Source organism: Paenarthrobacter sp. UW852 (assembly GCF_024608385.1).
GTDB lineage: Bacteria > Actinomycetota > Actinomycetes > Actinomycetales > Micrococcaceae > Arthrobacter.
The window spans coordinates 584,998-609,718 of the sequence record NZ_JAMSGY010000001.1; the positions used below are offsets into that span (position 1 = coordinate 584,998).

At 63.3% G+C, this 24,721-nt stretch carries 23 protein-coding genes and 1 tRNA gene; 2 read left to right on the plus strand and 22 right to left on the minus strand.

Annotation, left to right across the window (positions count from 1 at the left end; genetic code table 11):
• Positions 1-8: 8 nt before the first annotated feature.
• On the minus strand, positions 9-1,139 hold the full coding sequence (locus NEK97_RS02705) for a site-specific integrase (RefSeq protein ID WP_257368325.1): 1,131 nt from the start codon (positions 1,137-1,139) through the stop codon (positions 9-11).
• A gap of 86 nt (positions 1,140-1,225) precedes the next feature.
• Positions 1,226-1,307 (minus strand) — tRNA-Leu (locus tag NEK97_RS02710).
• A gap of 198 nt (positions 1,308-1,505) precedes the next feature.
• Between NEK97_RS02710 and NEK97_RS02715 the strand changes: the two genes are divergently transcribed.
• On the plus strand, positions 1,506-2,111 hold the full coding sequence (locus tag NEK97_RS02715) for an ANTAR domain-containing response regulator (protein WP_141282080.1): 606 nt from the start codon (positions 1,506-1,508) through the stop codon (positions 2,109-2,111).
• A 133-nt stretch (positions 2,112-2,244) separates the two neighbouring features.
• Here NEK97_RS02715 and pyk read toward each other — a convergent pair whose 3' ends face one another.
• The 11 genes from pyk to hisI all read right to left on the minus strand — a co-directional run bounded on the left by pyk (position 2,245) and on the right by hisI (position 17,411).
• Positions 2,245-3,738, minus strand: coding sequence for a pyruvate kinase (gene pyk / locus NEK97_RS02720; RefSeq protein ID WP_257368326.1), 1,494 nt, complete (start codon positions 3,736-3,738; stop codon positions 2,245-2,247).
• A 55-nt stretch (positions 3,739-3,793) separates the two neighbouring features.
• The gene (locus NEK97_RS02725; protein ID WP_257368327.1) at positions 3,794-5,251 is read right to left on the minus strand and encodes a glutamate synthase subunit beta; all 1,458 of its coding nucleotides are present in this window, start codon (positions 5,249-5,251) and stop codon (positions 3,794-3,796) included.
• Positions 5,244-9,857 (minus strand): glutamate synthase large subunit, encoded by a 4,614-nt coding sequence (gltB, locus tag NEK97_RS02730; protein WP_257368328.1) that lies wholly within the window; start codon positions 9,855-9,857, stop codon positions 5,244-5,246. The genes NEK97_RS02725 and gltB overlap by 8 nt, the downstream gene beginning before the upstream one ends.
• A 259-nt stretch (positions 9,858-10,116) precedes the next feature.
• Positions 10,117-11,271: a prolipoprotein diacylglyceryl transferase gene (lgt, locus tag NEK97_RS02735; protein ID WP_257368329.1), complete on the minus strand. Its 1,155-nt coding sequence runs from the start codon at positions 11,269-11,271 to the stop codon at positions 10,117-10,119.
• Between the two features lie 21 nt (positions 11,272-11,292).
• Positions 11,293-12,105, minus strand: coding sequence for a tryptophan synthase subunit alpha (gene trpA, locus NEK97_RS02740; protein WP_235520539.1), 813 nt, complete (start codon positions 12,103-12,105; stop codon positions 11,293-11,295).
• A complete protein-coding gene (trpB, locus tag NEK97_RS02745) occupies positions 12,105-13,481 on the minus strand; it encodes a tryptophan synthase subunit beta (protein ID WP_235520538.1) in 1,377 nt (458 codons plus the stop codon). The genes trpA and trpB overlap by 1 nt, the downstream gene beginning before the upstream one ends.
• A gap of 114 nt (positions 13,482-13,595) precedes the next feature.
• On the minus strand, positions 13,596-14,414 hold the full coding sequence (trpC, locus tag NEK97_RS02750; protein WP_257368330.1) for an indole-3-glycerol phosphate synthase TrpC: 819 nt from the start codon (positions 14,412-14,414) through the stop codon (positions 13,596-13,598).
• Positions 14,415-14,416: 2 nt separating this feature from the next.
• Complete coding sequence (locus tag NEK97_RS02755; RefSeq protein WP_257368331.1) at positions 14,417-14,689, minus strand: HGxxPAAW family protein; 273 nt, start codon at positions 14,687-14,689, stop codon at positions 14,417-14,419.
• Between the two features lie 82 nt (positions 14,690-14,771).
• A complete protein-coding gene (locus tag NEK97_RS02760; protein ID WP_257368332.1) occupies positions 14,772-15,356 on the minus strand; it encodes a Trp biosynthesis-associated membrane protein in 585 nt (194 codons plus the stop codon).
• A complete protein-coding gene (locus NEK97_RS02765) occupies positions 15,353-16,936 on the minus strand; it encodes an anthranilate synthase component I (protein WP_257368333.1) in 1,584 nt (527 codons plus the stop codon). The genes NEK97_RS02760 and NEK97_RS02765 overlap by 4 nt, the downstream gene beginning before the upstream one ends.
• Before the next feature lie 58 nt (positions 16,937-16,994).
• Positions 16,995-17,411, minus strand: coding sequence for a phosphoribosyl-AMP cyclohydrolase (gene hisI, locus NEK97_RS02770; protein ID WP_257368334.1), 417 nt, complete (start codon positions 17,409-17,411; stop codon positions 16,995-16,997).
• Between the two features lie 89 nt (positions 17,412-17,500).
• On the opposite strand from hisI, the gene NEK97_RS02775 reads away from it, so the two are divergent.
• Positions 17,501-18,145 carry a TIGR03085 family metal-binding protein gene (locus NEK97_RS02775; RefSeq protein ID WP_257368335.1) on the plus strand — a complete coding sequence of 215 codons (645 nt, stop codon included), beginning with the start codon at positions 17,501-17,503 and terminating at the stop codon, positions 18,143-18,145.
• An 80-nt stretch (positions 18,146-18,225) separates the two neighbouring features.
• On the opposite strand, the gene hisF is transcribed toward NEK97_RS02775, so the two are convergent.
• The 9 genes from hisF to pnuC form a co-directional block, all read right to left on the minus strand.
• Positions 18,226-19,002, minus strand: a complete 777-nt coding sequence (gene hisF, locus NEK97_RS02780; RefSeq protein WP_235520532.1) for an imidazole glycerol phosphate synthase subunit HisF — start codon at positions 19,000-19,002, stop codon at positions 18,226-18,228.
• A gap of 45 nt (positions 19,003-19,047) precedes the next feature.
• The gene (hisG, locus tag NEK97_RS02785; RefSeq protein WP_235520531.1) at positions 19,048-19,908 is read right to left on the minus strand and encodes an ATP phosphoribosyltransferase; all 861 of its coding nucleotides are present in this window, start codon (positions 19,906-19,908) and stop codon (positions 19,048-19,050) included.
• A gap of 83 nt (positions 19,909-19,991) precedes the next feature.
• Complete coding sequence (locus NEK97_RS02790; RefSeq protein ID WP_018778638.1) at positions 19,992-20,255, minus strand: phosphoribosyl-ATP diphosphatase; 264 nt, start codon at positions 20,253-20,255, stop codon at positions 19,992-19,994.
• Between the two features lie 104 nt (positions 20,256-20,359).
• Positions 20,360-20,845 (minus strand): 6,7-dimethyl-8-ribityllumazine synthase, encoded by a 486-nt coding sequence (gene ribH / locus NEK97_RS02795; RefSeq protein WP_257368336.1) that lies wholly within the window; start codon positions 20,843-20,845, stop codon positions 20,360-20,362.
• An 18-nt stretch (positions 20,846-20,863) separates the two neighbouring features.
• On the minus strand, positions 20,864-21,568 hold the full coding sequence (gene ribA, locus NEK97_RS02800; RefSeq protein WP_211714119.1) for a GTP cyclohydrolase II: 705 nt from the start codon (positions 21,566-21,568) through the stop codon (positions 20,864-20,866).
• Complete coding sequence (gene ribB / locus NEK97_RS02805) at positions 21,565-22,260, minus strand: 3,4-dihydroxy-2-butanone-4-phosphate synthase (protein WP_235520530.1); 696 nt, start codon at positions 22,258-22,260, stop codon at positions 21,565-21,567. Before ribB ends, ribA begins: the two co-directional genes overlap by 4 nt.
• Positions 22,257-22,886 carry a riboflavin synthase gene (locus NEK97_RS02810; protein ID WP_235520529.1) on the minus strand — a complete coding sequence of 210 codons (630 nt, stop codon included), beginning with the start codon at positions 22,884-22,886 and terminating at the stop codon, positions 22,257-22,259. The genes ribB and NEK97_RS02810 overlap by 4 nt, the downstream gene beginning before the upstream one ends.
• Positions 22,886-24,001 (minus strand): bifunctional diaminohydroxyphosphoribosylaminopyrimidine deaminase/5-amino-6-(5-phosphoribosylamino)uracil reductase RibD, encoded by a 1,116-nt coding sequence (gene ribD / locus NEK97_RS02815; protein WP_257368337.1) that lies wholly within the window; start codon positions 23,999-24,001, stop codon positions 22,886-22,888. The genes NEK97_RS02810 and ribD overlap by 1 nt, the downstream gene beginning before the upstream one ends.
• Positions 23,998-24,690, minus strand: a complete 693-nt coding sequence (pnuC, locus tag NEK97_RS02820) for a nicotinamide riboside transporter PnuC (RefSeq protein ID WP_257368338.1) — start codon at positions 24,688-24,690, stop codon at positions 23,998-24,000. Before pnuC ends, ribD begins: the two co-directional genes overlap by 4 nt.
• Positions 24,691-24,721 lie beyond the last annotated feature (31 nt).

Consider the following 24,721-nt stretch of genomic DNA (forward strand, 5'->3'; position numbering starts at 1 on the left):
ATCTCTCGTCACCGCATGAACGCGGCGACCTGACGCTCGGTCGCATCGGCACCGACCTGAAGAGCCTCGGGCATGAGGTGGCCGTAGACCTGCTCAGTCGTCTTTATGGAAGCGTGCCCCAAACGCCGTGAGATCGTGAAGATCGGCACGCCATCCTGAATCAGCCAGGAGGCATGCGTATGCCGCAGGTCGTGGATACGGGGATCTTTGCGCAGCCCACGGAGCTGAGCAGCCTTCACGGCAGGCACCCAATAGTGATGCCAGTACAGTTTGTGCACGATCCTCTCGCCCTTGGGCGTCGCAAACAGAAGATCGCCGCTCGGCCGCCCAGCCACCAGTGGGACCAACAGATCAACCAACGCCGGATTCAACCCGATGGTCCGCTTCCCCGCACCCGTCTTCGTCGGCCCAATGTAGAACTGATTCTGCCCATCCCGCTTCCATGCCTTGTTGATTCGGGCAGTGGCCGGCCTACCCAACAAATCAATGTCCGCCACCGTCAGCGCCGTGGCTTCCCCAAAGCGCGTCCCTGTCATCACCAGGAAGTTCGTGAAATCGCGATACCGCTCCCCCATGCCCTCCATGATCAGCCCGAACTCAGCATGCGTGAGGAACATCATCTCGTCCTCGGCCTTTTCAACGCTCGGCAGCTGCACCCCGCGGCAAGGATTGCGTGTGATGTACCCCAGCATCTCCGCGGTATTCATCGACGCCGAGATCAAGCCGTGCACATTCTTGATCGTCTTGGGCGCCGGTCCCTTGGCCATCATCGATTTCACCCAGTACGCGATCATCCGGTAGTCCAGCTTGTCTACAGGCACGTGGCCGATGACCTTCTGCACATGGAGATCGAGCATGGTTTGGTACGTCTTCACGGTCCCGCTCGACGGCCGGACCAGCAGGTCGATGTGTTCCTGAATCACTTCGCCAACAGTCGGAATTTTCGCCCTGTTGTCCAGCAGAGCTTGCTGCGCGATTTCGAAAGATTGGCCATTCGCATCGAGCAACCGTTTCAGAGTTTCGGCCTCGTGCTCGGAGTCGACAGTGATGCCCTGCTGCTTCCGGATCTTGGGGTCGCGCCAGACCACCATGAAGGACGAAGAGCCGTCCTTTTTGACGCGTTTCCGGATACTAGCCACATAAAGATGCTAGATCCGTGTCAACAGATTTGGGGGTTTTGTCAACAGTCAGGGGCCATATAGGCCCCTGACCTGCGACAATACAGTGCCCGAGGTGGGACTCGAACCCACACACCTTTCGATACTGCATTTTGAGTGCAGCGCGTCTGCCAATTCCGCCACTCGGGCGCGGATTACCGGGAAGTTAAATCTCGCTGACCGCTCCCATCTCTGTGAGCAACGCGATCCTTTCCCAGCACGCGAAATTACTATACATGCAGATAGGCTGATTCAAAGAACCGGGCGCGCTGATGCAACAAAAACCAGCCATCAAAGAGTCCACACTAAGATGGACATGAACCCGCCGAACCTTTTCAAGGAGATCCCGTGACCGAACAGACGGAGTCCACGTCCACAAGCCAGCCGGCCCGCCGCGTTGTCGTAGCCGAGGATGAGACCCTCATCCGCTTGGACATTATCGAGATCCTGAAGGGCGAAGGGTACGACGTCGTCGGCGAGGCAGACAACGGCGAAAAGGCCGTGCAGTTGGCTGAGGAGCTCAAGCCTGACTTGGTCCTCATGGACGTCAAGATGCCCGTGATGGACGGCATCTCGGCTGCCGAGAAGATCGTCAAGGCACGCATCGCCCCTGTGGTGTTGCTGACGGCTTTCAGCCAGAAGGAACTGGTGGAGCGTGCACGCGACGCCGGTGCCATGGCGTACGTCGTGAAGCCGTTCTCCCCCGCGGACCTCATCCCCGCCATCGAGATTGCCTTGAGCCGCCATGAGGAGATCAAGGCGCTTGAGAACGAGGTATCCGACCTCCAGGAGCAGTTCGCGACGCGCAAGCTTGTAGAGCGCGCCAAGAGCCTCTTGACCACCAAGATGGGCCTGACGGAGCCGGAAGCTTTCCGTTGGATCCAGAAGACCTCCATGGACCGTCGCCTCAGCATGCGTGAGGTTGCCGAGACCATCATCAACCAGGTCAACTAGCGCCACACCAGCAGCAAAACAACGACGTCGGCCGCGCACCCCACAAAGGTGCGCGGCCGCTGTCGTACCCGCCAAAAAGCAAAACAAAAGCGGGCCCCGCCAAACGGCGGGGCCCACTTTCACAACCGAGGAACTATGCCTTGGCTTTGGACTTCTTTTCGGGCCACGGGCCAACGGGTTCCTTGCGTGAACCTTCGTCGGTCTTGGACGTGTCAGCGAGGTCGCCTACCTTGTGGACCTTCAGCGAGTTGGTGGAACCGGCCTGTCCTGGAGGGGAACCTGCTGCGATGACAACCAGGTCGCCTTCGTCAACGAGCTCCATTTCCAGCAGGCTCTTGTCCACCTGTGCGGTCATCTCGTCGGTGTGACCCACGGACGGGACCAACACCGGCTGGATGCCCCACGTGAGGGCGAGCTGGTTCCAGACGTGCTCAACGGGTGTGAACGCGAAGACCGGCTTGACGGGCCGCAGGCGCGAGAGGCGTCGTGCCGAGTCGCCAGACTGGGTGAACGTACAGATGTACTTTGCGTCCAGCTGGTCGGCGATTTCGACGGCGGCACGGGTGATGGCGCCACCGCGGGTCTTGGGCTTGGTGCCCAGCGGGGGGACGCGCTCGAGGCCGTGAACTTCGGTGGACTCGATGATCCGTGCCATGACCTTGACGGTTTCGATGGGGTACTGGCCCACGGAAGTTTCACCGGAGAGCATCACTGCGTCGGCGCCGTCGAGAACTGCGTTGGCGCAGTCGGAAGCCTCGGCGCGCGTCGGGCGCGGGTTGTCGATCATGGATTCGAGGACCTGGGTGGCCACGATGACCGGCTTGGCCCAACGGCGTGCCAGTTCGATGGCGCGCTTCTGGACAATCGGCACCTCTTCGAGCGGCAGCTCGACGCCGAGGTCTCCGCGGGCAACCATGATGGCATCGAAGGCGTCGATGATTTCGTGGAGCTGGTCCACGGCCTGCGGCTTTTCGATCTTGGCGATCACCGGCACGCGGCGGCCTTCTTCGTCCATGATCTCGTGGACGCGGGTGATGTCCGAAGCATCACGCACGAACGAGAGTGCGATCAGGTCCGCGCCGCGCTTGAGTGCCCAACGGAGGTCGTCCTCGTCCTTTTCGCTCAGCGCGGGAACGTTGACCGCAACACCGGGAAGGTTGATGCCCTTGTTGTTGGAGACCTTGCCGCCAACGGTAACGGTGGTGACGACCTTGACGTCGTCAACCTCGATGGCGCGCAGCGCCACCTTGCCGTCGTCGATGAGGAGGGAGTCGCCTACGTTGACGTCCTCGGTGAGGCTCTTGAGCGTGGTGGAGCAGATGTCCTTGGTGCCGGGAACATCTTCGGTGGTGATGGTGAAGGTGTCACCGACGGCCAGCTCGTGGGGGCCATCAACAAAGCGACCCAGACGGATCTTGGGTCCCTGGAGGTCGGCCATGATGGCCACGGGCTTGTGCAGCTGCGCCGCAGCCTTGCGGACGTTTTCGTAGGTGTTGTCGTGAACGGAGTAGTCGCCGTGGCTCATGTTCATGCGGGCAACGTCAACGCCGGCTTCCAGCACCGCGAGGGTGTTGTCGAAGCTGGAGATAGCCGGGCCGAAAGTTGCCACAATTTTCGCGCGTCTCATATACCTACCCTAAGTAGTTCATGCTGATTGAGTAAAAGAAACGTTCCTGCCGGCGCTATAAGACCGCTATCGCCCGGTCGGTGGGGGCGACCGGTGCCGGGAGAATGGTGCTTCCCATCAGGAACTTGTCCACTGCGGCCGCGCATGCACGGCCTTCCGCAATGGCCCACACAATCAGTGACTGGCCACGTCCGGCATCGCCGGCGACGAACACACCTTCGGTGTTCGTCATGTAGTAGCCGTCGCGGGCAACGTTGCCCCGACCGTCGAACTCTGCGCTGACCTGTTCTGTGATCCCTGCCGGCTCAGCACCGGTAAAGCCAAGGCTCAAGAACACAAGATCAGCAGGAATAACCCGCTCAGTACCGGCCTTGGGCAGGCGTTTGCCGTCCACGAACTCGGTTTCAGCAACCTTGACGCCGGTGAGTTTGCCGTTTTCTCCGACAAATTCAACGGTGGATGCAAGGTAAGTACGTTCGCCGCCCTCTTCGTGGGCGCTGGCGACCTCGAACAGGGTGGGGAATGTTGGCCAAGGCTGGTGGCTGGCACGTTCCGACGGCGGCTGCTTGCCGATCGCGAGCGTGGTCACCGATGCCGCCTGGTGGCGGTGGGCGGTACCGATGCAGTCAGCACCAGTGTCGCCACCACCGAGGATCACCACGTGCTTGCCGCGTGCGTCAATGTGGTTCTCGGGGGTCTCCCCCGCAACCGCACGGTTCGACGGGACAAGGTAATCCATGGCGAAGTGCACGCCGTCAAGGTCACGGCCGGGGATGGGAAGATCCCGCGGAACGGTCGCGCCGGTTGCAACAACCACCGCGTCGTAACGGCGGCGCAGCTGCTCCCAGGTGACATCGGTGCCAACTGCGACTCCGGTACGGAAACGGGTTCCCTCTGCCTTCATCTGCTCCAGGCGGCGGTCAACCTGTTCCTTCTCCATCTTGAAGTCGGGAATGCCGTAGCGAAGCAGGCCACCGATTTTGTCATCGCGCTCATAAACGGCAACCGTGTGGCCCACGCGGGTCAGCTGCTGTGCAACTGCCAGGCCGGCAGGACCCGAGCCAACCACGGCCACCGTCTTACCGGTGAGGCGCGTCGGCGGAAGGGGCTGGACCCAGTCGTTCTCGAAGGCCTGGTCGATGATCGAAACCTCAACCTGCTTGATGGTGACGGCGGGCTGGTTGATCCCCAGCACGCACGAGGCCTCGCAGGGTGCCGGACACAGGCGGCCAGTGAACTCCGGGAAGTTGTTCGTGGCGTGGAGGCGCTCAATCGCTTCTTCACCCTTGTCACGCCACACGAGGTCGTTCCACTCGGGAATGAGGTTACCCAAGGGACAGCCCTGGTGGCAGAACGGAACGCCGCAATCCATGCAACGGCCGGCCTGGCTCTTCAGGACACCCTTTTCCTGGGCCTCGTACACTTCTTTCCAGTCCATGATGCGGACGGGAACGGGACGGCGTGGCTGCGTTTCGCGCTGCCGGACTTTCAGAAATCCGCGTGGATCAGCCACCGGTTACCTCCAGGATTCGGGACCATACTTCTTCGCCATCGGGGTCAAGGCCCTCTTCAATGGCGTCGAGACGGGTCTGCAGGACTGCGGCGTAGTCGCGCGGCAGTACTTTGGTGATGCGGGCGGCGGTGTCGTCGAAGTTCTCGAGCAGACGGCCGGCCAGGACGGATTCGGTTTCCTCGACGTGCTTGGTGAGCAGGCCGTGGACAATGTCGCGGTCCTCGGCGTCGAGCTCCAGGAGTTGGAGTTCGCCGGTGTCGAGGGCCAGCTTGTTGACGCGCTCAGGCTGGAGGTCCAGGACATAAGCGGTACCACCGGACATGCCGGCACCGAAGTTACGGCCGGTGCGGCCGATGATCAGCGTCTGGCCACCGGTCATGTACTCGCAACCGTGGTCGCCAATACCCTCGACGACGGCGGTCGCGCCGGAGTTGCGGACCAGGAAGCGTTCGCCCACCTGGCCACGCAGGAACATTTCGCCGCTGGTGGCACCGTAGCCGATGACGTTGCCGGCAATGACGTTGCGCTCAGCCTGGAACACGTTGGTGCGGTCCGGACGGACGATGATGCGTCCACCCGAAAGGCCCTTGCCAACGTAGTCATTGGAATCGCCGAACATGCGCAGCGTGATTCCGGCAGGCAGGAATGCGCCGAGGGACTGGCCCGCGGTGCCGTTGAGCGTGATGTCGATCGTGTCCGTTGCCAGCACATCGACGCCGAAGGTCTTGGTCACTACGTGGCCCAGCATCGTGCCCACGGAACGGTCCGTGTTGATGACGTCCAAGGTGATCTTGACGGGCATGCGGTCGCTGAGCGCTTCCTGGGCCATGGTGATCAGGCGCTGGTCAAAGTGCTTGTCCAGCTCATGGTTCTGGCCGGTCATGTTGCGCAGCGGCACGTCGTCGTCGAACTCGAGGCCGTGCAGGATCGGTTCCAGGTCCAGTCCTTCGGCCTTCCAGTGGTTGATCGCTTCCCGGGTATCCAGGACCTCGGCGTGGCCGATTGCCTCTTCAAGGCTGCGGAAACCAAGCTCGGCGAGGATTTCGCGGACTTCTTCTGCGAGGAACTCGAAGAAGTTGACCACGAACTCGGGCTTGCCGTTGAACCTGGAGCGAAGCTCGGGGTTCTGCGTGGCAACGCCCACCGGGCAGGTATCGAGGTGGCAGACGCGCATCATGATGCAGCCCGAAACCACCAGCGGAGCGGTTGCGAAGCCGTACTCCTCGCCACCGAGAAGGGCGGCAATGACGACGTCGCGCCCTGTCTTGAGCTGGCCATCGACCTGGACCACTACGCGATCACGGAGACCGTTGAGCATGAGGGTCTGCTGGGTCTCGGCCAGGCCGAGTTCCCACGGCACACCCGCGTGCTTGAGCGAGTTCAGCGGTGAGGCGCCCGTACCGCCGTCGTGACCTGAAACAAGCACGACGTCGGCCTTCGCCTTGGTGACGCCGGACGCCACCGTGCCGATCCCGACTTCCGAGACAAGCTTCACGTGTACACGGGCCGAAGGATTCGCGCGCTTGGCATCGTAGATGAGCTGCGCGAGGTCTTCGATCGAGTAGATGTCGTGGTGCGGGGGCGGGGAAATGAGCCCCACGCCGGGAGTGGAGTGACGGGTCCGGGCTACCCAGGGGTAGACCTTCTGTGCCATCAGCTGGCCACCTTCGCCGGGCTTGGCGCCTTGGGCCATCTTGATCTGGATGTCCTCGGCGTTGGTCAGGTAGAGGCTGGTCACGCCGAAGCGGCCTGATGCGATCTGCTTGATCGCCGAACGACGTTCCGGATCGAGCAGGCGGTCAACGTCCTCGCCGCCTTCACCCGTGTTGGACTTACCGCCCAGACGGTTCATGGCGATGGCCAGGGTCTCGTGCGCTTCCTTGGAGATGGAGCCGTAGCTCATGGCCCCGGTGGAGAAACGCTTGACGATGCTGGAGACCGGCTCGACTTCTTCGAGCGGGACCGCCGGACGGACGCCGTCCTTGAACTTGAGGAGCCCGCGAAGGGTCATCAGGTTTTCGGACTGGTCATCGATGCCCTTGGTGTAGGACTTGAAGATGTCGTAGCGGCGTTCGCGGGTTGCGTGCTGCAGGCGGAACACCGTCTCGGGGTTGAACAGGTGCGGTTCGCCGTCGCGGCGCCACTGGTATTCGCCGCCGCCAAGCAGCGGCTGGTGCGGGTGTTCGATGCCGCCCTCCGGGTACGCCATCTGGTGGCGTGCCGAAACTTCGGCGGCGATAACGTCCAGGCCAACACCACCGAGCTGGGAGTGCGTGCCGGAGAAGAACTCATCCACCAGTTCCTGGGACAGGCCCAGGGCCTCAAAGGTTTGTGCGCCCGTGTAGGAAGCCACCGTGGAGATGCCCATCTTGGACATGATCTTCAGGACACCCTTGCCGAGGCCCTTGATGAGGTTGTAGACGCCGTCTTCAGGCGTGACGCCAACGACGTCGCCGTTGGAGATCAGCTGTTCCACCGATTCCATGGCCAGGTACGGGTTCACGGCCGACGCGCCGTAGCCGATCAGCACAGCCACGTGGTGCGTCTCGCGGACGTCGCCGGCCTCGACCACCAGGGCGGTCTTGGTGCGGTTGGCGCTGCGAAGCAGGTGGTGGTGGACAGCGCTGACAAGGAGCAGCGACGGAATCGGCGCCCACTGGGCGTTCGAGTCACGGTCGGACAGCACGACGTACTGCACGCCGCGGTTGATCGCACCGGAAACCTGCTCGCAGATTTCGGTCAGGCGGGCACGCAGGGCCGCTTCCCCGCCCTCGGGGCGGTACAGGCCGCGGACCTTCATGGCGATGCGGTCGCCGTCGGGCGTTTCAATGTTGGCGATCTTGGCGAGCTGATCGTTATTGATCACCGGGAACGGCAGCGAAATCTGCGGCTGGCGGACCTGCTTGCCATCCAACAGGTTGCCGTTCGGGCCGATGGCACACTTCAGTGAGGTGACCAGTTCCTCGCGGATGGCGTCCAGCGGCGGGTTGGTGACCTGGGCGAACGACTGCACAAAGTAGTCGAACAACAGCCGCGGTCGCTTGGAGAGCACGGCGACGGGCGTGTCCGAACCCATGGCACCAAGCGGCTCGGCACCAGTGCGGGCCATCGGACCAAGCAGAATCTTCAGCTCTTCGGTGGTGTAGCCAAAGGTGCGCTGGCGGATGTTCACCGATGCCGCGGTGTGGAGCACATGCTCGCGCTCGGGGAGCTCGTTGATGTCGATCAAGTTGTCCTTGAGCCACTCGGCCCACGGATTGGCTGCGGCAACCTCGGCCTTGACCTCGGCGTCGTCGATGATGCGGCCGGCTTCGGTGTCCACCAGGAACATCTTGCCGGGAGCAACACGGCCCTTCTTGACCACGTTGGAAGGCTCAACCTCGATCACGCCAACCTCGGAAGCGAAGATGACCAAGCCATCTTCGGTGATCCAGTAACGTCCCGGGCGCAGCCCGTTGCGGTCAAGGGTGGCCCCGACCAGGCTACCGTCGGTGAACGACACGGCTGCCGGACCGTCCCACGGCTCCATGAGCAGGGAGTGGTACTCGTAGAAAGCACGGCGGGCCGGATCCATGGTGGCGTGGTTCTCCCAGGCCTCCGGGATCATCATCATGATCGAGTGCGTGATGGGGCGGCCGGAAAGCCAAAGGAGCTCAGCCACTTCATCGAAGGAGGCCGAGTCCGAGGCGCCCGGGGTACAGATCGGGTACAGCTCTTCAGGCACGGAGCCCAACAGGGGGCTGGCCAGCTGTGACTGGCGGGCACGCATCCAGTTGCGGTTGCCCTTGACCGTGTTGATTTCGCCATTGTGGGCGATGGTGCGGAAGGGCTGCGCCAAAGGCCACGAAGGGAACGTGTTGGTGGAGAAGCGCGAGTGCACGATCGCAAGCTTGGTCTTGAAGCGCTTGTCCGAAAGGTCCGGGTAGAACGGCTCAAGTTGCGCGGTGGTGAGCATGCCCTTGTAAACGATGGTGCGCGAGGACAGCGAGGGGAAGTAGACGCCGAACTTGTTCTGCGCCCGCTTACGGATACGCCAGGCACGGGAATCCAGCTCATTGTGATCGAGCTGTTCACCGTTGGCAGAGGCGAAGAACGGTTGTGAGAAGTACGGCATGCACGCACGAGCCATGGCACCGACGAGGTCGGCGACAACGGGAACCTCGCGCCAGCCGAGAACCGTCAGGCCCTCGTCAGCGGCAAGTGCTTCGATTCCGGCCTTCGCGTTGTCGGCTTCGCGTGATTCAGCGGGGAGGAAAGCGGTGCCCACCACGTATTGGCCGGGGGCGGGCAGCTCGAATTCTGCAACTGCCCGGAAGAACTCGTCCGGGACCTGCATGAGCAGTCCGGCGCCGTCTCCGGTGCCTTCATCGGCGCCAACAGCGCCGCGGTGTTCGAGATTGCGGAGGGCGGTCAGTGCCGCTTCCACGATGTCGTATCCCGGTTCCCCGCGGAGCGTGGCAATAATTGCCAGGCCGCAGGCGTCCTTCTCCTTGTCAGGGTTGTAAAGACCCTGGGCCTCCGGGAGCGCAGCAAAGCGCTTGAACGGAGACATGGCACCCTGAGGTTCGATATTTTCGGACCAACCGGGGTTATGAAGATGGGTCATGGGAGACGTCCTTCCTCGAGATCGTGCGTATGGAAGGGACAACGTTGGCCCCACCTTGCCTACCCTGTGACGGGCATAACAAAGCGCTAGTACTTGGAATTGTAGGCCAGCCGATCCAGCGCAACGAACAGTTACGCAGACCACTGGCCCCGGCTTGACCAGCGAACATCGGTATGCTGCGGTCCGGTTTCCGGGGTGCCACGACGCTGTGGACTGGGCCCTACGAGCGGTGACTCTGTTGCCCCTGTACCGACGGCGACTACTTGGTGTCGTCTGCCTTCGGCGAGGATCCGGGGGCCTTCCTTACGGCAGTTGCGGCAGGTGTCGCATCCGCGGCGGACATGGTGTCCTTGGCGGCGTGCCCTGCAGCATCCTGCGGCTCGTCAACGTGGCCCGGATCGCTTTGGTTATCACGGAGATTATCACGCGAACCAGTATCTGAGACAGATGCGTCCACATCATGACTGGTGACGCTCGTCACCGCGGCCGGTTCCTTTTCGACGCTTTTTTCCGGCTCCCGGCCCTTCAAATACGGCGAGTCCGGCACCGGACGAGCCCGTCGTCCGAGGGCGACGAAGATCAGCAGCGCCGCGATGAAGACAAAAATACTGGTCCAGACATTGAGCCTGGTGGTAATGCCAAAGAGGGTGATCTGTTCGGCATCGTCAATCCGGAGGGCTTCGATCCACACCCGGCCGAGGGTGTAGTAGACGGCGTAAAGCCAGAACAGGCGGCCCCAGCGGAATTGGAACTTCTTGTCGAGGAGCAGCAGGATGCCGACGCCGGCGAGGTTCCACAGCAGTTCGTAGAGGAATGTTGGGTGGAACAGGGTGTCCGCAGGCATGCCAGCCGGGAAGTTGGCGTTTGCGGGATCAATCTGGAGACCCCACGGGAGCGTGGTCGGGGCCCCGAAGAGCTCCTGGTTGAACCAGTTGCCCAGGCGGCCGATGGCCTGGGCCAGGAGGAGACCGGGAGCTGCAGCGTCCAGGAAGGCCGTGAGTTTCACCCCGGCGCGACGGCAGCCGATCCAAGCACCCACAACACCGAGAATCACGGCACCCCAGATCCCCAAACCGCCCCGTTGGATCTGCGGAATCAAGGAAAGGTCGCCAGTGCCGTCAAAACCAGGGCCGAAGTATGCATCCGGCGACGAGAACACATGGTAGAGGCGGCCACCGATGATACCGAAGGGGATCGCCCAGATGGCAATATCCCACAGGCTTCCCTCCGGAGCACCCCGCCGCTTCCAGCGCACCGACGTCAGCCAGAGGCCAACGATGATGCCCGCAAGGATGCACAGGGCGTACGCGTGGATACGCAGCGTCCCCCACGGCAGCGGAATGTCGAATCCGGACCACGAAGGGCTCGGGATACTCAGGGGGACTATTGCCGCTGCGTGGAGGACGGTCTGCATTCGGTTCGCTGTTTCCTTTTCCTAGGCTTCTGCAGCCGCGCGGCCCAGGCCGGCGCTGAGGTTCTTGGTAAGTTGGCCGACGGCGTCAACTCCGCCGTCGCGCAGTGCCGCCACCAACGCGGTACCGACGATCACACCGTCCGCGTAGGCGGCGATCTCGCGTACGTGATCCGGATTGGAGACTCCGAGACCAACGCAGACCCGCTCGGCTCCGGCGGCGTGGGCCCGGGCCACCACGTCCTCGGCACTGCTGCTGACCGAGGTGCGCGTTCCAGTGACACCCATGATCGAGACAGCGTAGACAAAGCCCCGGCTTGCCTTGACAGTCATGTCCAGGCGTTCCGGCGTGGATGAAGGTGCCACAAGGAACACCCGGTCGAGGCCGTACTTGTCGGAGGCTTCGAACCACTCATGAGCCTCGTCCGGGACGAGGTCCGGCGTGATAAGCCCCGCTCCCCCGGCTTCCGCCAGGCGACGCGAGAATTCATCTACGCCCATGCGCATGACGGGGTTCCAGTACGTCATCACCAGGACGGCCGCATCGGTGGCAGCGGTAATGCCGGCCACGACGTCGAAGACGTTGGCTACACGGAATCCGTTGGAAATCGCCTCGGTGGTGGCGGCCTGGATGACCGGGCCGTCCATCACGGGATCAGAGTAAGGGATGCCGATTTCGATCAGGTCGGCGCCGTTGCGGGCCAGGGCGATGCCGGCCTCAATGCTCTCCTGCACGGTCGGGTAGCCCGCCGGAAGGTAGCCTACCAAGGCCGCACGGCCCTCAGCTTTGGCGCGGTCAATGGCTTCAGCCGATTTGCTGGCGAATTGTTCAGTCATTACTTCTGGTCCTCGTTTCCGTCCGCATCAGCTTCGGCGGCCCGTTCGCTGGGCCCCTTCGGCTTACGTGTGGACAGGGTGGTGCCCTTGACATGCCCTTCCTCGTCCAACATGTTGAACCAGGCAGCGGCGGTCTCCACGTCCTTGTCACCACGGCCGGAAAGGTTGACGATCACGGTCACCTCGGACGGGTTGTCCTTGCCCTCGGTGAGCCGGTGGCCAATCTTGATGGCGCCAGCCAAGGCATGCGAGGACTCAATGGCAGGGATGATGCCTTCGGTCCGGCACAGAAGGCTGAACGCGTCCATGGCTTCGGTGTCGGTGATGGCTTCGTAGGTAACGCGCCCGATGTCAGCAAGGTAAGAGTGCTCCGGACCCACGCTGGGGTAATCCAGGCCCGCCGAGATGGAGTGGGACTCGATGGTCTGGCCGTCCTCGTCCTGCATGAGGTAGGACCGGGCACCGTGCAGCACGCCGGGACGTCCCAGGGAGATGGCAGCCGCGTGACGGCCGGTTTCGACACCTTCTCCGCCTGCTTCAAAGCCATAGATCTTCACGGATGAATCATCCAGGAAAGCGTGGAACAAACCGATCGCGTTGGAGCCGCCGCCGATACAGGCAGCAATGGCATCCGGCAGCTTGCCGGTCTGCTCAAGGATCTGGCTGCGGGCCTCTTCACCGATGACTTCATGGAAGTAGCGGACCATGGCAGGGAACGGGTGCGCACCGGCAGCGGTACCCAGCAAGTAGTGGGTGTGTTCCACGTTCGAAACCCAGTCACGGAGGGCGTCGTTAATGGCGTCCTTCAGCGTCTGGGATCCGTTGGTCACGGGCACCACAGTGGCACCGAGCAACTGCATGCGGGCCACATTGAGCGCCTGGCGGCGGCAGTCCTCAGCCCCCATGTACACAACGCATTCAAGTCCCAGCAGGGCCGCGGCTGTAGCGCTGGCTACGCCGTGCTGTCCGGCACCCGTCTCTGCGATGACACGGGTCTTGCCCATGCGCTTGGCAAGCAGGGCCTGGCCCAGGACGTTGTTGATCTTGTGGGAGCCCGTGTGGTTGAGGTCCTCGCGCTTCAGGAAAATCCGCGCGCCGCCTGCATGCTCGGAGAAGCGCTTGGCCTCGGTCAGCAGCGACGGGCGGCCGGAGTAGTTCTTGTTGAGGTCCTTCAGCTCCGCGATGAAGTCGGGATCAGCCTTGGCCTTCTCAAAGGTGTCCTGGACTTCATCGAGGGCGGCGATGAGAGACTCGGGCATCCAGCGTCCGCCGTAGCTGCCAAAGTAGGGCCCCGATGCGTTGCGCAGCGAAGGGCCACCTTGCAGGAATGCGTCAGCCACATTCTCTTCTGAGCCGGCTGTTGGCGCGTCGACCATCAGTCTCACCGTCCTGTTCCAGTTAGTTCATTGGGTAGTTCTACTTGCCACAAGGCAGCCGCAGGCACATGCCCGGGCTGCCCTATGACTGTTCGCCGTGATTCAGTGACTGCCTCAGTTCCTGACGGCGATGGCGGCAGCTCCCGCTGCCTTGAATTCAGTAATGCGTTCGCGCGGCGTGGAGTCGCTGACCAGCGCCTCCCCCACCAGGATGGCGTTGGCTCCACCCGCTGCGTAGTGCGATACGTCATCGGCGCCTCTGACACCTGACTCGGCGACAATGACGGACTCAGCCGGAATCAGACCGGCCAGCGATCCGAAAACCGAGCGGTCGACGTCGAGCGTCTTAAGGTTGCGGACGTTGATGCCAATAATCCTGGCCTGTGCCGCAACAGCACGCTCAATTTCTTCCTCGGTGTGCGTTTCCACCAGCACGTTCATGCCAAGCTCGTGGCTCAACGCACTGAACTCTGCGAGTTCGGAGTCGGACAGGGCTGCAACGATGAGCAGGATGAGGTCGGCGCCATGGGCACGGGCTTCCCAAATCTGGTACTCGTCAACGGTAAAGTCCTTGCGCAGCAAGGGTGTCCCGACGGCCGCACGCACGGAATCGAGGTCGGCCAGCGAACCGCCGAAGCGGCGCTGTTCGGTCAGGACGCTGATAACGGAAGCTCCGCCGTCGGCATACTGGACCGCGAGGGACGCCGGGTCCGCAATGGGCGCAAGATCGCCTTTTGAAGGGCTGCGGCGCTTGATTTCAGCGATGACTTTGAGGTCGTTGCGAACAGATGAGGTACCGCCGAGGGCAGCCCACGCGTCACGTGCCGGAGCTGCGTCGGCAGCACGTTCCTTCAGCTCCACAAGGGATACGTGACGGCGACGGCCGTCCATGTCCTCCTTGACGCCAACAATGATGTCATCAAGAACGGTCACGGTTAGTGGCCGTTGTTCTGCAGCTTGCTGCCACCAACTCCATAGCCCGCGCGGCGCATTACCAGGCCCACGATGAGGCCAATGACCATGACGACCAGGCCGCCGACGAAGATCGGGGTGCTGGCAATCACGAAAGCGATGGAGGAAACCAGGGCACCAACCAGCATCACAATCACGCAGGTCCAGGCAGCCGGGCTATTACCGTGGCCGATGGCGTCAGCGTGGCTCGCCATCTTGGATTCAGCTTGGTGTGCGGACACTGTGGTTTTGCTCATGTGAAATCTCCTCAGGATGAATACTGCTTACATTCTGCCATTTATTGACGGCGGCCGGGACATCGTCCGACGCCATGACGCGCTACGTGGGATCTTCACCCCGCGAGAGGCTGTCCCAGCTGTCGATCTCGTCCACCGGTCCGCTACCGCCTTGCTGACCGCCAGTACGGGTGTCGTACTTGGTCCGCGACTTCCAATGGCGCCCGGCAACGGGCAGCACTACAGCGCAGACCGCCAGGAGCGCCCCCGCCACGACAGCCAGGATGGGGAATGCCGTGGTGGTGACACTGGCCTGCCCGCCGGAGATGCCTGTTGCTGCAGCGATCGAACCCTGCGCCGCACCGAGCGGATCCACCGCCACCGTAATAGCGGCCAGGATGATGCCCACTGCGGACAGCCCGATGATTGCGGCAATCACCAGTCGCGCGATCTTCCCGGCGATGGAAGCAGCCAAGCCGCCCGCCAAGGCCACCAGGGCCAATGCCGTCACGGCAGTAGCCGCTTTGTTTCCTTGGACGTGGAGGTTGCTGTTGGATGCTCCGTTAGGGTCCAGCCGGACCTCAACCCAGGTCTGGGTGGTGGCCCCAAAGACCAGGAGGGCGAGCACCGTCATGGCCAGGACCAAGGTTGCCTTTCGCGCCCAACGGGGTGTCGTCGCCGTGCTCATGGTGCGGTTGTCCCGCCGTCGACCTTGTCAGTGTCGAGCACCGAGTCACCGGAGATATTGTGCAGCGAGCCGGCTGTGTGGACGGCCCGCAGGGGTGCTGCTGCCTTGTTCACTGTTTCCAGCGCTTCTGAGGGTTTGTGCGAATCCGCCACGATCCCGCCGCCGGCCTGCACGTAGGCGCGTCCTTCGCGCAGCAGGGCGGAACGGATAGCGATGGCCATATCCATGTCACCGGCAAAGTCCAGGTAGCCTACGACGCCACCGTAGATGCCGCGCCGGTGTGGTTCAAGCTCGTCCAGGAGGCGCAATGCACGCGGCTTGGGGGCGCCGGAGAGCGTACCCGCCGGGAACGTGGCCTTGAGGACGTCGTATGCCTTGGCGTGCGGAGCAAGCTCACCCACCACCGTGGACACCAGGTGCATGATGTGGCTGAACCGCTCCACTTCCATGAACTGCGTGACGTCCACTGTGCCTGCGACGCACACCTTTGAGAGGTCGTTCCGCGAAAGGTCAACCAGCATCAGGTGCTCGGAGCGTTCCTTCTCGTCGGCCAACAGTTCAGCAGCCAGGGCCTTGTCGGCCTCAACCGTCTTGCCACGGGGGCGTGAGCCGGCGATCGGGTGGGTGATGACTTCCTCAACGGTTACCGTCACCAGGGCCTCGGGCGAAGAACCCACAATCGAGTACTCACGGCCGTCGGCATCCTCAAGGCTGAAGAGGTACATGTACGGGCTGGGGTTGGTATTGCGCAGGACCCGGTAGACGTCCAGGGGGTCGGCCGCGCAGTCCATTTCGAAGCGCCGCGAGATCACCACCTGGAAAACTTCACCGTCGACGATCGCTTCCTTGCCGCGATCAATCGCTTCAAGGTACCGGGCTTCGTCCCACCGTTCCTGCACGCTCGAGCCGAAGTCCAGGGCTGCTTTTTCCAGCACGGAGACGGGCTGGGCCACCGGAGTGCTGATCTGGTCAAGCAGCCCCTTCACCCGCGCTACGGCGTCGTGCCAGGCGTCGTCCACGCGCTCGGAGCTGTCGTCAAAGTTGATGGCGTTGGCGATCAGGAGGACTGTCCCATCCACGTTGTCGTGGACTGCCATGTCGGTAACGAGGTTCAGGGCCATCTCGGGCAGCTGCAGGTCGTCCTCCGGCGGGGAGGTCAGCCGCTCCCAGTGGCGCACTGCCTCCCAGCCCAGGAAACCAACCAGGCCGGACGTGAACGGAGGCAAGCCATCAAAACGGTCCGTCTGGAGCGCAGCGATGGTGTCCCGGACGGCTTCAACCGGGTTACCGGTGACCGGCACGCCGACGGGTGGTTCGCCGATCCAGTGGGCCTGGCCGTCCTTGGTGGTCAGCGTGGCCCGGGATTTGGACCCAATAAAGGAGTAACGGGACCATGCCCCGCCTACTGCTGCCGATTCCAAAAGGAATGTTCCGGGCTGCCCCTTGGCAAGCTTTCGGTACAAACCAATAGGGGTCTCGGCGTCGGCCAGGACTTTGAGTCGGACGGGTATGACACGGCTGTGGACGGCGAGTTCGCGGAACTCTTCCAGGCCCGGGCTGATGATTCCAAGGTCCTGCATGGCTATTTTCTCCGCCTTTTGGTCTGAGATAGTGCGTCAGTGGAAAGTGGTGGGTGCCTTAGTCGCGGTGGCCCGTAACGACGCTGAAGTCGCGGCCGTCGAAGCACGTCCGGGTACCGGTGTGGCAGGCTGCGCCGATCTGGTCCACGCGGATCAGGAGGGCATCGCCGTCGCAGTCAAGGGCGACTGACTTCACGAACTGAACGTGTCCGGAAGTGTCGCCCTTGCGCCAGTACTCCTGCCGGGAACGGGAGTAGAAGGTGACGCGTCCGGAGGTCATGGTGCGGTGCAGCGCTTCGTCATCCATCCAACCGAGCATGAGGACCTCGTGGGTGTCGTGCTGCTGGATGATGGCGGCTACCAGGCCAGCGGGATCGCGCTTGAGGGCGCGTGCTATCTCCTGGGGCAAGGGGCCCGTGGGGTCGCTGGAAAGCTCCGCGGCGGGAGAGGGGCTGGGGGCGGACTGCTCTGACATCAGATCAAGTCTAGTGCCTTTGGCGGGACCCGGATTCTACGGCGGTTCCACTGCGCAAGAGCGCCCTGATCGTGCTAGTTTCACAAGTGATGCATTTCGTCGATCCTTCCCGAGAAGTACTGGCCGAGACCCTGCTTGCGGCCGGCCCTGACTCCCCCACGCTCTGCGAAGGGTGGCAGACACGGGATCTTGCTGCGCATTTGTATCTGCGCGAGCGGAAGATCGCCGTAGGACTGGGGCTGTTGATCCCCAGCCTTGGCAAGGCCTCCGAGAAGGCAACATCCACTTTGGCCGCCAAGCTGAAGGACTCCGACGCGTATGCGGAACTTGTGAAGACGTTTCGGGCGGGTCCGCCGGCCCTCTCCCCTTTGAGGATCAAGGCGCTGGATGAGACGTCAAACCTCATCGAATACTTCGTCCACACCGAGGACATCCGCCGCGCCAGTGACCGCTGGGCTCCCCGCGCACTCGACGAAGCCTACTCTGACGCACTTTGGGACGAGCTGATCAAACGCGCCGCCTTCCTTTATCGCGGCGTGGACCTTGGAATCGTCCTGGTCCGGCCCACCGGACCCCGACACGTGGCCAAGCGCGCGCCTGTTTCCGTTGCCATTGTTGGCGACCCCGGCGAACTCCTGATGCACGCCCACGGACGCACCAGCCAGGCCCTGGTCACCTACGAGGGCCAGCCGGACGCCGTCGCGCTTTTGCAGTCAGCGGACATCGGCCTTTAAGCAACAACGCGGGGTCACTTCCGGCCCATCCTCAAGGGGATCATGGGCCGGAAGTGACCCCGCGTTCGTGTCTGGAGAAGCTAGCGGACCTCGAAACCGGCCTCGCGGATGGCGGCTTTCACCTGGGCAATCATGTCGTCCGGGCCAAAGTGGAACACCGAAGCCGCCAGGACAGCGTCCGCGCCTGCTTCCACCGCAGGCGGGAAGTGTGCGGGTTTTCCCGCGCCGCCGGAAGCGATGATCGGAATGTTCACCGCTGAGCGGACCAAGCGGATCAGTTCGAGATCGAATCCGTCCTTGGTGCCGTCAGCATCGATGGAGTTGAGCAGGATCTCCCCGACGCCCCGGTCGGCCGCTTCCTTTGCCCAGGCAATCGCGTCGATGCCGGTCCCCGTGCGGCCACCGTGGGTGGTGACTTCAAAACCGGACGACGTCGGGACGTCGCCTTCCCGGGTCCGGCGGGCGTCCACGGAGAGCACCAGGACCTGCGAACCGAAGTGCCGGGTGATCTCATCGATGACGTCGGGCCGCGCAACGGCAGCGGTGTTGATGGAGGCTTTATCCGCACCAAAGCGCAGGAGCTTGTCCACCTCCGCAACGCCACGGACCCCGCCGCCCACGGTGAGGGGAATGAAGACTTCCTCGGCGGTCCGGCGGACCACGTCAAAGGTGGTCTCGCGGTTGCCCGATGAGGCCGTGACGTCGAGGAACGTGAGTTCGTCTGCTCCGCCATTGTCATAGCGGTGTGCCAGTTCCACGGGATCACCGGCATCCCGGAGGCCTTCGAAGTTGACGCCCTTCACGACGCGACCGGCGTCGACGTCCAGGCAGGGAATGACGCGTACGGCTACAGCCATGTGCTGCTCCTCAATTCTGCTGGGTCTGCTCGATGAATGCGGTGATCAGATCCGGCAGGCGTGGATGCTGCTGACCAGGATGGCGCGGGCCCCGAGGTCGTAGAGCTCGTCCATGATGCGGTTGGTTTCCTTCTTGGGAACCATGGACCGCACCGCAACCCACTCGGAGTCACGCAACGGCGATACCGTGGGCGATTCAAGCCCCGGGGTCAGCGCGGCAGCGTCTTCCACCAGATCCTTGCGGATGTCGTAGTCCATCAGCACGTACTGGCGTGCCACGAGGACACCCTGCAGGCGGCGGATGAGGATGTCGATTTCCTTGGCGGTCCCGTTGGCGGCACCACCCGAACCGGAGCGGCGGATCAGGACGGCTTCGGACTTCAGGATAGGGTCCCCGAAGATCTCCATGCCGGCAGCTTTGAGGGTGTTGCCCGTTTCAACGACGTCGGCAATGGCGTCGGCGACGCCGAGGCGCACCGACGATTCCACAGCACCATCGAGGCGGACAACCGTGGCGTTTACGCCGCGCTCGGCGAGGTAGTCGCGCAAGAGGCCGTCGTAGCTGGTGGCCAGGCGTTTGCCTTCAAGCTGTTCGACGCCGGTGAAGTCACCGACAGGGCCGGCGAACCGGAAAGTGGACGGCGCAAAGCCCAAAGGAAGCAATTCTTCGGCTTCGACCTTGGCGTCGAGCAGGAGGTCCCTGCCGGTGATGCCAACGTCCAAGGTTCCCTGGCCGACGTAAACAGCAATGTCGCGGGGACGGAGGAAGAAGAACTCGATGTCATTGTCGGGGTCCACCATGACCAGTTCGCGGGAATCGCGGCGCTGGCGGTAACCGGCCTCGGACAGCATTGCCGAGGCGGCTTCGGACAGGGATCCCTTGTTGGGGACTGCTACACGGAGCATTGGGGAGACTTTCTTTTGGAATGGAGGTTTCAGGCACATCGGCCACGCAGCTGACTCCGCGACTGGGTCGCGGAGTGGCGTGGCTAGAGATGCTTGTAAACGTCTTCCAGGCTGAGGCCCTTGGCGAGCATGAGGACCTGCAGGTGGTACAGCAACTGGGAGATTTCCTCAGCGGCGGCTTCGTCCGATTCGTACTCCGCGGCCATCCACACTTCGGCGGCCTCTTCGACCACTTTCTTGCCGATTCCGTGGATTCCGGAGTCCAGTTCGGCAACCGTGCGCGAACCTGCCGGGCGGGTCGCTGCTTTCTCACTCAGTTCTGCGAACAGCGTCTCGAAATTCTTCACGCCCTCCAGACTACTTGCTCTGAGGCGGCCACCGCTTGTTGGGGCGTTGCATGACGAAGGGGATGTGAGTGAAGACACACCCACATCCCCTCCAGTCCGCGGTTCTAGCTGAACTGCTTCAGCGTCACTGCCGTTGCGAGGGCAGCAGTTACTGCTTCGTGCCCCTTGTCCTCCTGCGAACCCGGCAGGCCGGCCCGGTCCAGGCCCTGCTGCTCGGTGTCACAGGTGAGGACGCCGAAGCCCACAGGCACTCCGGTGCGGACACTGACGTCGGTAAGTCCCGACGTCGCTGCCTGGCAGACGTAGTCGAAGTGCGGGGTTCCGCCGCGGATGACCACGCCCAGCGCCACTACAGCGTCAAAGTGCGGAGCGAGCCTGGCCGCTGCGACGGGAAGCTCGAAACTGCCCGGAACGCGCACCAGGGTGGGCTCTGCGATGCCGGCTTCCTTGGCGGCGCGGAGGGCACCGTCCACCAGGCCGTCCATGATCTGGGTGTGCCAGCTGGCCGCGACAATGGCGAGCCTGAGCTGCGAGGTTTCCTCGGGGTTGAGGGTGGTGAGGTCGATAGTGGGCGCGCCGTGTCCGCTCATGGTGTTCCGTGGATCCGTTCAGTCGTGGTTCTTGTCAATGGGGCGTGCTGCCGGGGTTTTACCGTTGCTGACGGGCTCTACATCAAGGGCCAGCAGGTGGTCCATCCGGTCTTTCTTGGTCTGCAGGTACCGCAGGTTCTGTTCGCGGGATGGAACCTCGGTGGGAACCATCTCCACAACTGACACTCCGGCCTGGGCAAGGCGGTTTTGCTTGTCGGGGTTGTTGCTCAGCAAGCGGACCTCGTGCAGGCCCATCTCGGCCAGGATCTGGCCTGCCGCACTGTAGGAGCGTGCATCCACCGGGAGGCCGAGCTGCTCGTTGGCCTCGACGGTATCGAAACCGGCTTCCTGAAGGGCATAGGCCTTGATCTTGTTGGCCAGCCCAATCCCGCGGCCTTCCTGCCCGCGCAGGTACAGCAGGGTTCCACCCTCGGCGTGGATGAGCTCCAAAGCGAAGGCGAGTTGCTCACCGCAGTCGCAACGGTAGGATCCGAACACGTCTCCGGTGAGGCACTCGGAATGAAGGCGCACCAGGGGCGCCTTGCCGCCCTTGGGCGGGTTCGGTGAGCTCACGGCCAGGTGTTCATGACCCGTCTCATGATCGGTCCAGGCCTGGGCGATGAACTCGCCGAAAGCCGTAGGCAGCTGCACGATTGGCCCGCCGCTTACAGAAGGCGGAACGGGGTCCGTGTGGTCGCTGCTGCGTGTTGTCGATGCGGTCATCGCTTCTCCTCGTCTGCCTGTGAATGATGTGCCGTGCCGGACTCCGCCTTCCCAACATATGACACCAGGTCCTCAATGGAGATGAGGGGGCATCCATGTTCGGAGGCGAAGTCGCGCAAGCTGTCCAAGCGCATCATTTCACCGTCGTCATGTACCAACTCTGCGATCACACCCACCGGGGCAAGCCCGGCGAGACGACATAAGTCCACGGCAGCTTCCGTATGTCCCGGACGTTCACGCACTCCTCCCTTAACGGCCCGCAGCGGGAAAATATGCCCGGGCCGGGTGATGGAGGCCGGGGAACTGCCCGGGTCAGCCAGGATCCTGGCGGTAAGGGCGCGGTCGGTCGCCGAAATGCCCGTGCTGACACCGATGGCGGCGTCACACGAAACGGTGTAGGCGGTGCCTTTGGCGTCTTCGTTGATTTCCACCATGGGCGGCAGGATCAAGGCATCAGCCCGTTCGCCTTCCAAGGGGACGCAAATGACGCCCGACGAATACCTGATGGTCCAGCCCATCAGCGCTGGCGTGGCGTGTTGGGCAGCGAAGATGATGTCGCCCTCGTTCTCGCGGTCTTCGTTGTCCACCACAATGACCGCCTTGCCTGCGGCCATGGCAGCGACAGCGGCCTCCACCGGATCGAGGCCGGTACGACGGTTCGCCGGGGTTTCGGAGTGCGTGGGGACGCTCATCGCGCACTCCCCTGCTGGGGCGCGAAAGACAACAGGCGTTCGGTGTACTTGGCGAGCACGTCCACTTCCAGGTTGACGCGGCCACCCACGGGCTTGGCCCCCAGTCCGGTCTCCTCCAACGTGGTGGGGATGAGTCCCACCTCGAACCATGGCGCGGTCTCTGCCGCCGCGCTGACGGCGGTCACCGTCAGTGAAACACCGTCGACGGCGATCGACCCCTTCTCCGCGATGTACCGTGCCAGCGGGGCAGGTACGCCGAAGCGGAGGCGGTCCCAGTTGCCCAATGCTTCACGTTCGACGAGCTCGCCCACCCCATCCACATGGCCTTGCACCACATGGCCGTCGAGGCGGCCGCCGGCGGGAACGCAGCGTTCCAGGTTGACCGTGTCTCCCGGTGCCAGCTCACCAATGGTGGTGCGGACGAGGGTCTCGCCCATGACGTCGACGCTGAAATCCTGGCCGTCGATCCGGGTGGCGGTCAGGCACACCCCGTTGACGGCAATGGAACCGCCCAAGGCGAGGCCGTCGGTGGTGGTGGGTGCCTTCAAGCGAAGGGTCGCGCTGGCATCGCCTTCATGCTCAATGCCCAGCACAGTGCCTTGTTCGGCAACGATTCCGGTAAACATCAGTGTCCTCCTGTGACATATTCCGCAGCTTCCCTGCGCGGAACTGAATTCTTGGTGGTGACGGCCCGGGTGGGCCGCAGGTGAAGGCGAAGATCATTGCCCAGGGTTCGGACGGCTCCGCCGCCGGCGTCGTCCCACGACCACTGCTGGGCGTCGGCCAAGGTGGTGATCCCCAGGTCATTCAGCGCGGCCGTTCCGGAACCCAGCAGTGTCGGCGCAAGGTAGATGATCAATTCATCCACCAGGCCGGCAGCCAGGAAGGTGCTGAGGATGCTCGAGCCACCCTCCACCATCACGTGCCGGGCGCCGTCAGCGAAGAGCCGGTCAAGGGCCTCGGCTGGATCCCTGGTGGGCAGGTGCACGAATCGTCCGTCGCTTCCCCGTACTGCGGCGTCCTCGGGAACATCCCTCAGTCCCATGACTGCCCGCAAAGGCTGGTGCTGCGACAACTCCCCGTCCGGTGCGCGCGCCGTGAGCCGCGGGTTATCAATCAGCACCGTTCCGGTGCCCACCAGGATCGCGTCAATCAACTCCCGGAGGCCGTGGTTGTCCGCCAGTGATTCGGGGCTGGAGATCCATTGGCTGGTGCCGTCCACGGCGGCGATCCGGCTGTCCAGGGTCTGCGCAATATGCAAGGTGACGAAGGGACGCTTGGCGGCAACGGCGTCGAACCATTCGCGGTTCAGGTCCCGCGCCCGCTCGGCCGCCAGACCTGAGTGGACCTCAACGCCGGCGGCGCGCAACGTCCGGGCGCCGCCCGCGGCGGGGTCGTGGGGATCGTCGACGGCGTAAATCACCTTGGCGATTCCGGCGGCGATGATGGCCTGCGCGCAGGGGCCGGTGCGGCCTTCGTGGTTGCACGGCTCGAGGGTCACCACCATGGTGGTCCCGGCCGTGTCGATGCCCTGCCGGCGGGCTTCGGAGATGGCGTCGGCTTCGGCATGCGCCGTCCCGGCGCCACGATGGTAGCCGGTAGCCAGGTGCTCGCCTTCCGGGCTGAGGATCACTGCACCCACCAGCGGGTTCGCTCCCCTTGGGCCGCGAAGCGCGGCGGCCAGTGCGGCCTCCATGGCCTCCTGCCCGGCGGCGTTTTTGAGCATGTCCGCGTGGTTCATCGGGCCGCTCCCACCGGGGCAGCCCCGGGTTGAAGGAGTGTACGTTCGCGCTTCTCGGCACGCCACCACACGAAGAATCCGGTAAGGGTGAAGAATCCGTAAAAGAGGTACATGACCGCGCTGGCGTAGTAACCGGCACTAAACAGAAGCGGTACGCCCACGATGTCCACGGCCACCCAGATAAGCCAGAATTCGGTCCACCCCTTGGCCATGCCGTAGGTAGCCAGCAGCGAGCCCATGAAGGTCCACGCGTCGGCCCACACCGGCGGGTAGGAACCCAGGGAATCGAACAGCGGTGTCAGGGCCGCGGTTCCGGCGATCATCGCGGCCACCAGAGAGAGGCGGACCTTGTTGCTGGCCCACCCGGGAACTACGGCACGCCCCATGCTGCTGGACTGCCGACCCTGCCTCCACCGCTGCCAGCCGTAGATGGCCACGGCAATGAACATGATTTGACGCCCCGCCTGTCCCCACAAGGTCGCGGGCGCAGCGGCACCAAAGACATTGCCCAGGAAGACCGTCAGCAAAAGAAGGTTGCCGATAATGCCGATCGGCCAGGCCCAGACTTTCCGGCGCATTCCGCCGAGGGCGCTGAGCAGCCCAAAGATGTTTCCAAGCACTTCGCGTAAGACAAGAGCAGATCCTCCAACGGGGATCTGAGCTTCGAAGAGCCATCGCAGTAAGTCCATGCCGTTCCTTCCCAGTAGGCCGCGATGACTC

Excerpts from the sequence above, each read along its gene's own strand:
- pyk (WP_257368326.1), bottom strand. The coding sequence starts at position 3,738 with ATGAGACGCGCGAAAATTGTGGCAACTTTCGGCCCGGCTATCTCCAGC.
- gltB (WP_257368328.1), bottom strand. The coding sequence starts at position 9,857 with ATGACCCATCTTCATAACCCCGGTTGGTCCGAAAATATCGAACCTCAG.
- lgt (WP_257368329.1), bottom strand. The coding sequence starts at position 11,271 with ATGCAGACCGTCCTCCACGCAGCGGCAATAGTCCCCCTGAGTATCCCG.
- trpA (WP_235520539.1), bottom strand. The coding sequence starts at position 12,105 with ATGACTGAACAATTCGCCAGCAAATCGGCTGAAGCCATTGACCGCGCC.
- trpB (WP_235520538.1), bottom strand. The coding sequence starts at position 13,481 with ATGGTCGACGCGCCAACAGCCGGCTCAGAAGAGAATGTGGCTGACGCA.
- NEK97_RS02755 (WP_257368331.1), bottom strand. The coding sequence starts at position 14,689 with ATGAGCAAAACCACAGTGTCCGCACACCAAGCTGAATCCAAGATGGCG.
- NEK97_RS02760 (WP_257368332.1), bottom strand. The coding sequence starts at position 15,356 with ATGAGCACGGCGACGACACCCCGTTGGGCGCGAAAGGCAACCTTGGTC.
- NEK97_RS02765 (WP_257368333.1), bottom strand. The coding sequence starts at position 16,936 with ATGCAGGACCTTGGAATCATCAGCCCGGGCCTGGAAGAGTTCCGCGAA.
- hisI (WP_257368334.1), bottom strand. The coding sequence starts at position 17,411 with ATGTCAGAGCAGTCCGCCCCCAGCCCCTCTCCCGCCGCGGAGCTTTCC.
- NEK97_RS02775 (WP_257368335.1), top strand. The coding sequence starts at position 17,501 with ATGCATTTCGTCGATCCTTCCCGAGAAGTACTGGCCGAGACCCTGCTT.
- hisF (WP_235520532.1), bottom strand. The coding sequence starts at position 19,002 with ATGGCTGTAGCCGTACGCGTCATTCCCTGCCTGGACGTCGACGCCGGT.
- hisG (WP_235520531.1), bottom strand. The coding sequence starts at position 19,908 with ATGCTCCGTGTAGCAGTCCCCAACAAGGGATCCCTGTCCGAAGCCGCC.
- ribH (WP_257368336.1), bottom strand. The coding sequence starts at position 20,845 with ATGAGCGGACACGGCGCGCCCACTATCGACCTCACCACCCTCAACCCC.
- ribA (WP_211714119.1), bottom strand. The coding sequence starts at position 21,568 with ATGACCGCATCGACAACACGCAGCAGCGACCACACGGACCCCGTTCCG.
- ribB (WP_235520530.1), bottom strand. The coding sequence starts at position 22,260 with ATGAGCGTCCCCACGCACTCCGAAACCCCGGCGAACCGTCGTACCGGC.
- NEK97_RS02810 (WP_235520529.1), bottom strand. The coding sequence starts at position 22,886 with ATGTTTACCGGAATCGTTGCCGAACAAGGCACTGTGCTGGGCATTGAG.
- ribD (WP_257368337.1), bottom strand. The coding sequence starts at position 24,001 with ATGAACCACGCGGACATGCTCAAAAACGCCGCCGGGCAGGAGGCCATG.
- pnuC (WP_257368338.1), bottom strand. The coding sequence starts at position 24,690 with ATGGACTTACTGCGATGGCTCTTCGAAGCTCAGATCCCCGTTGGAGGA.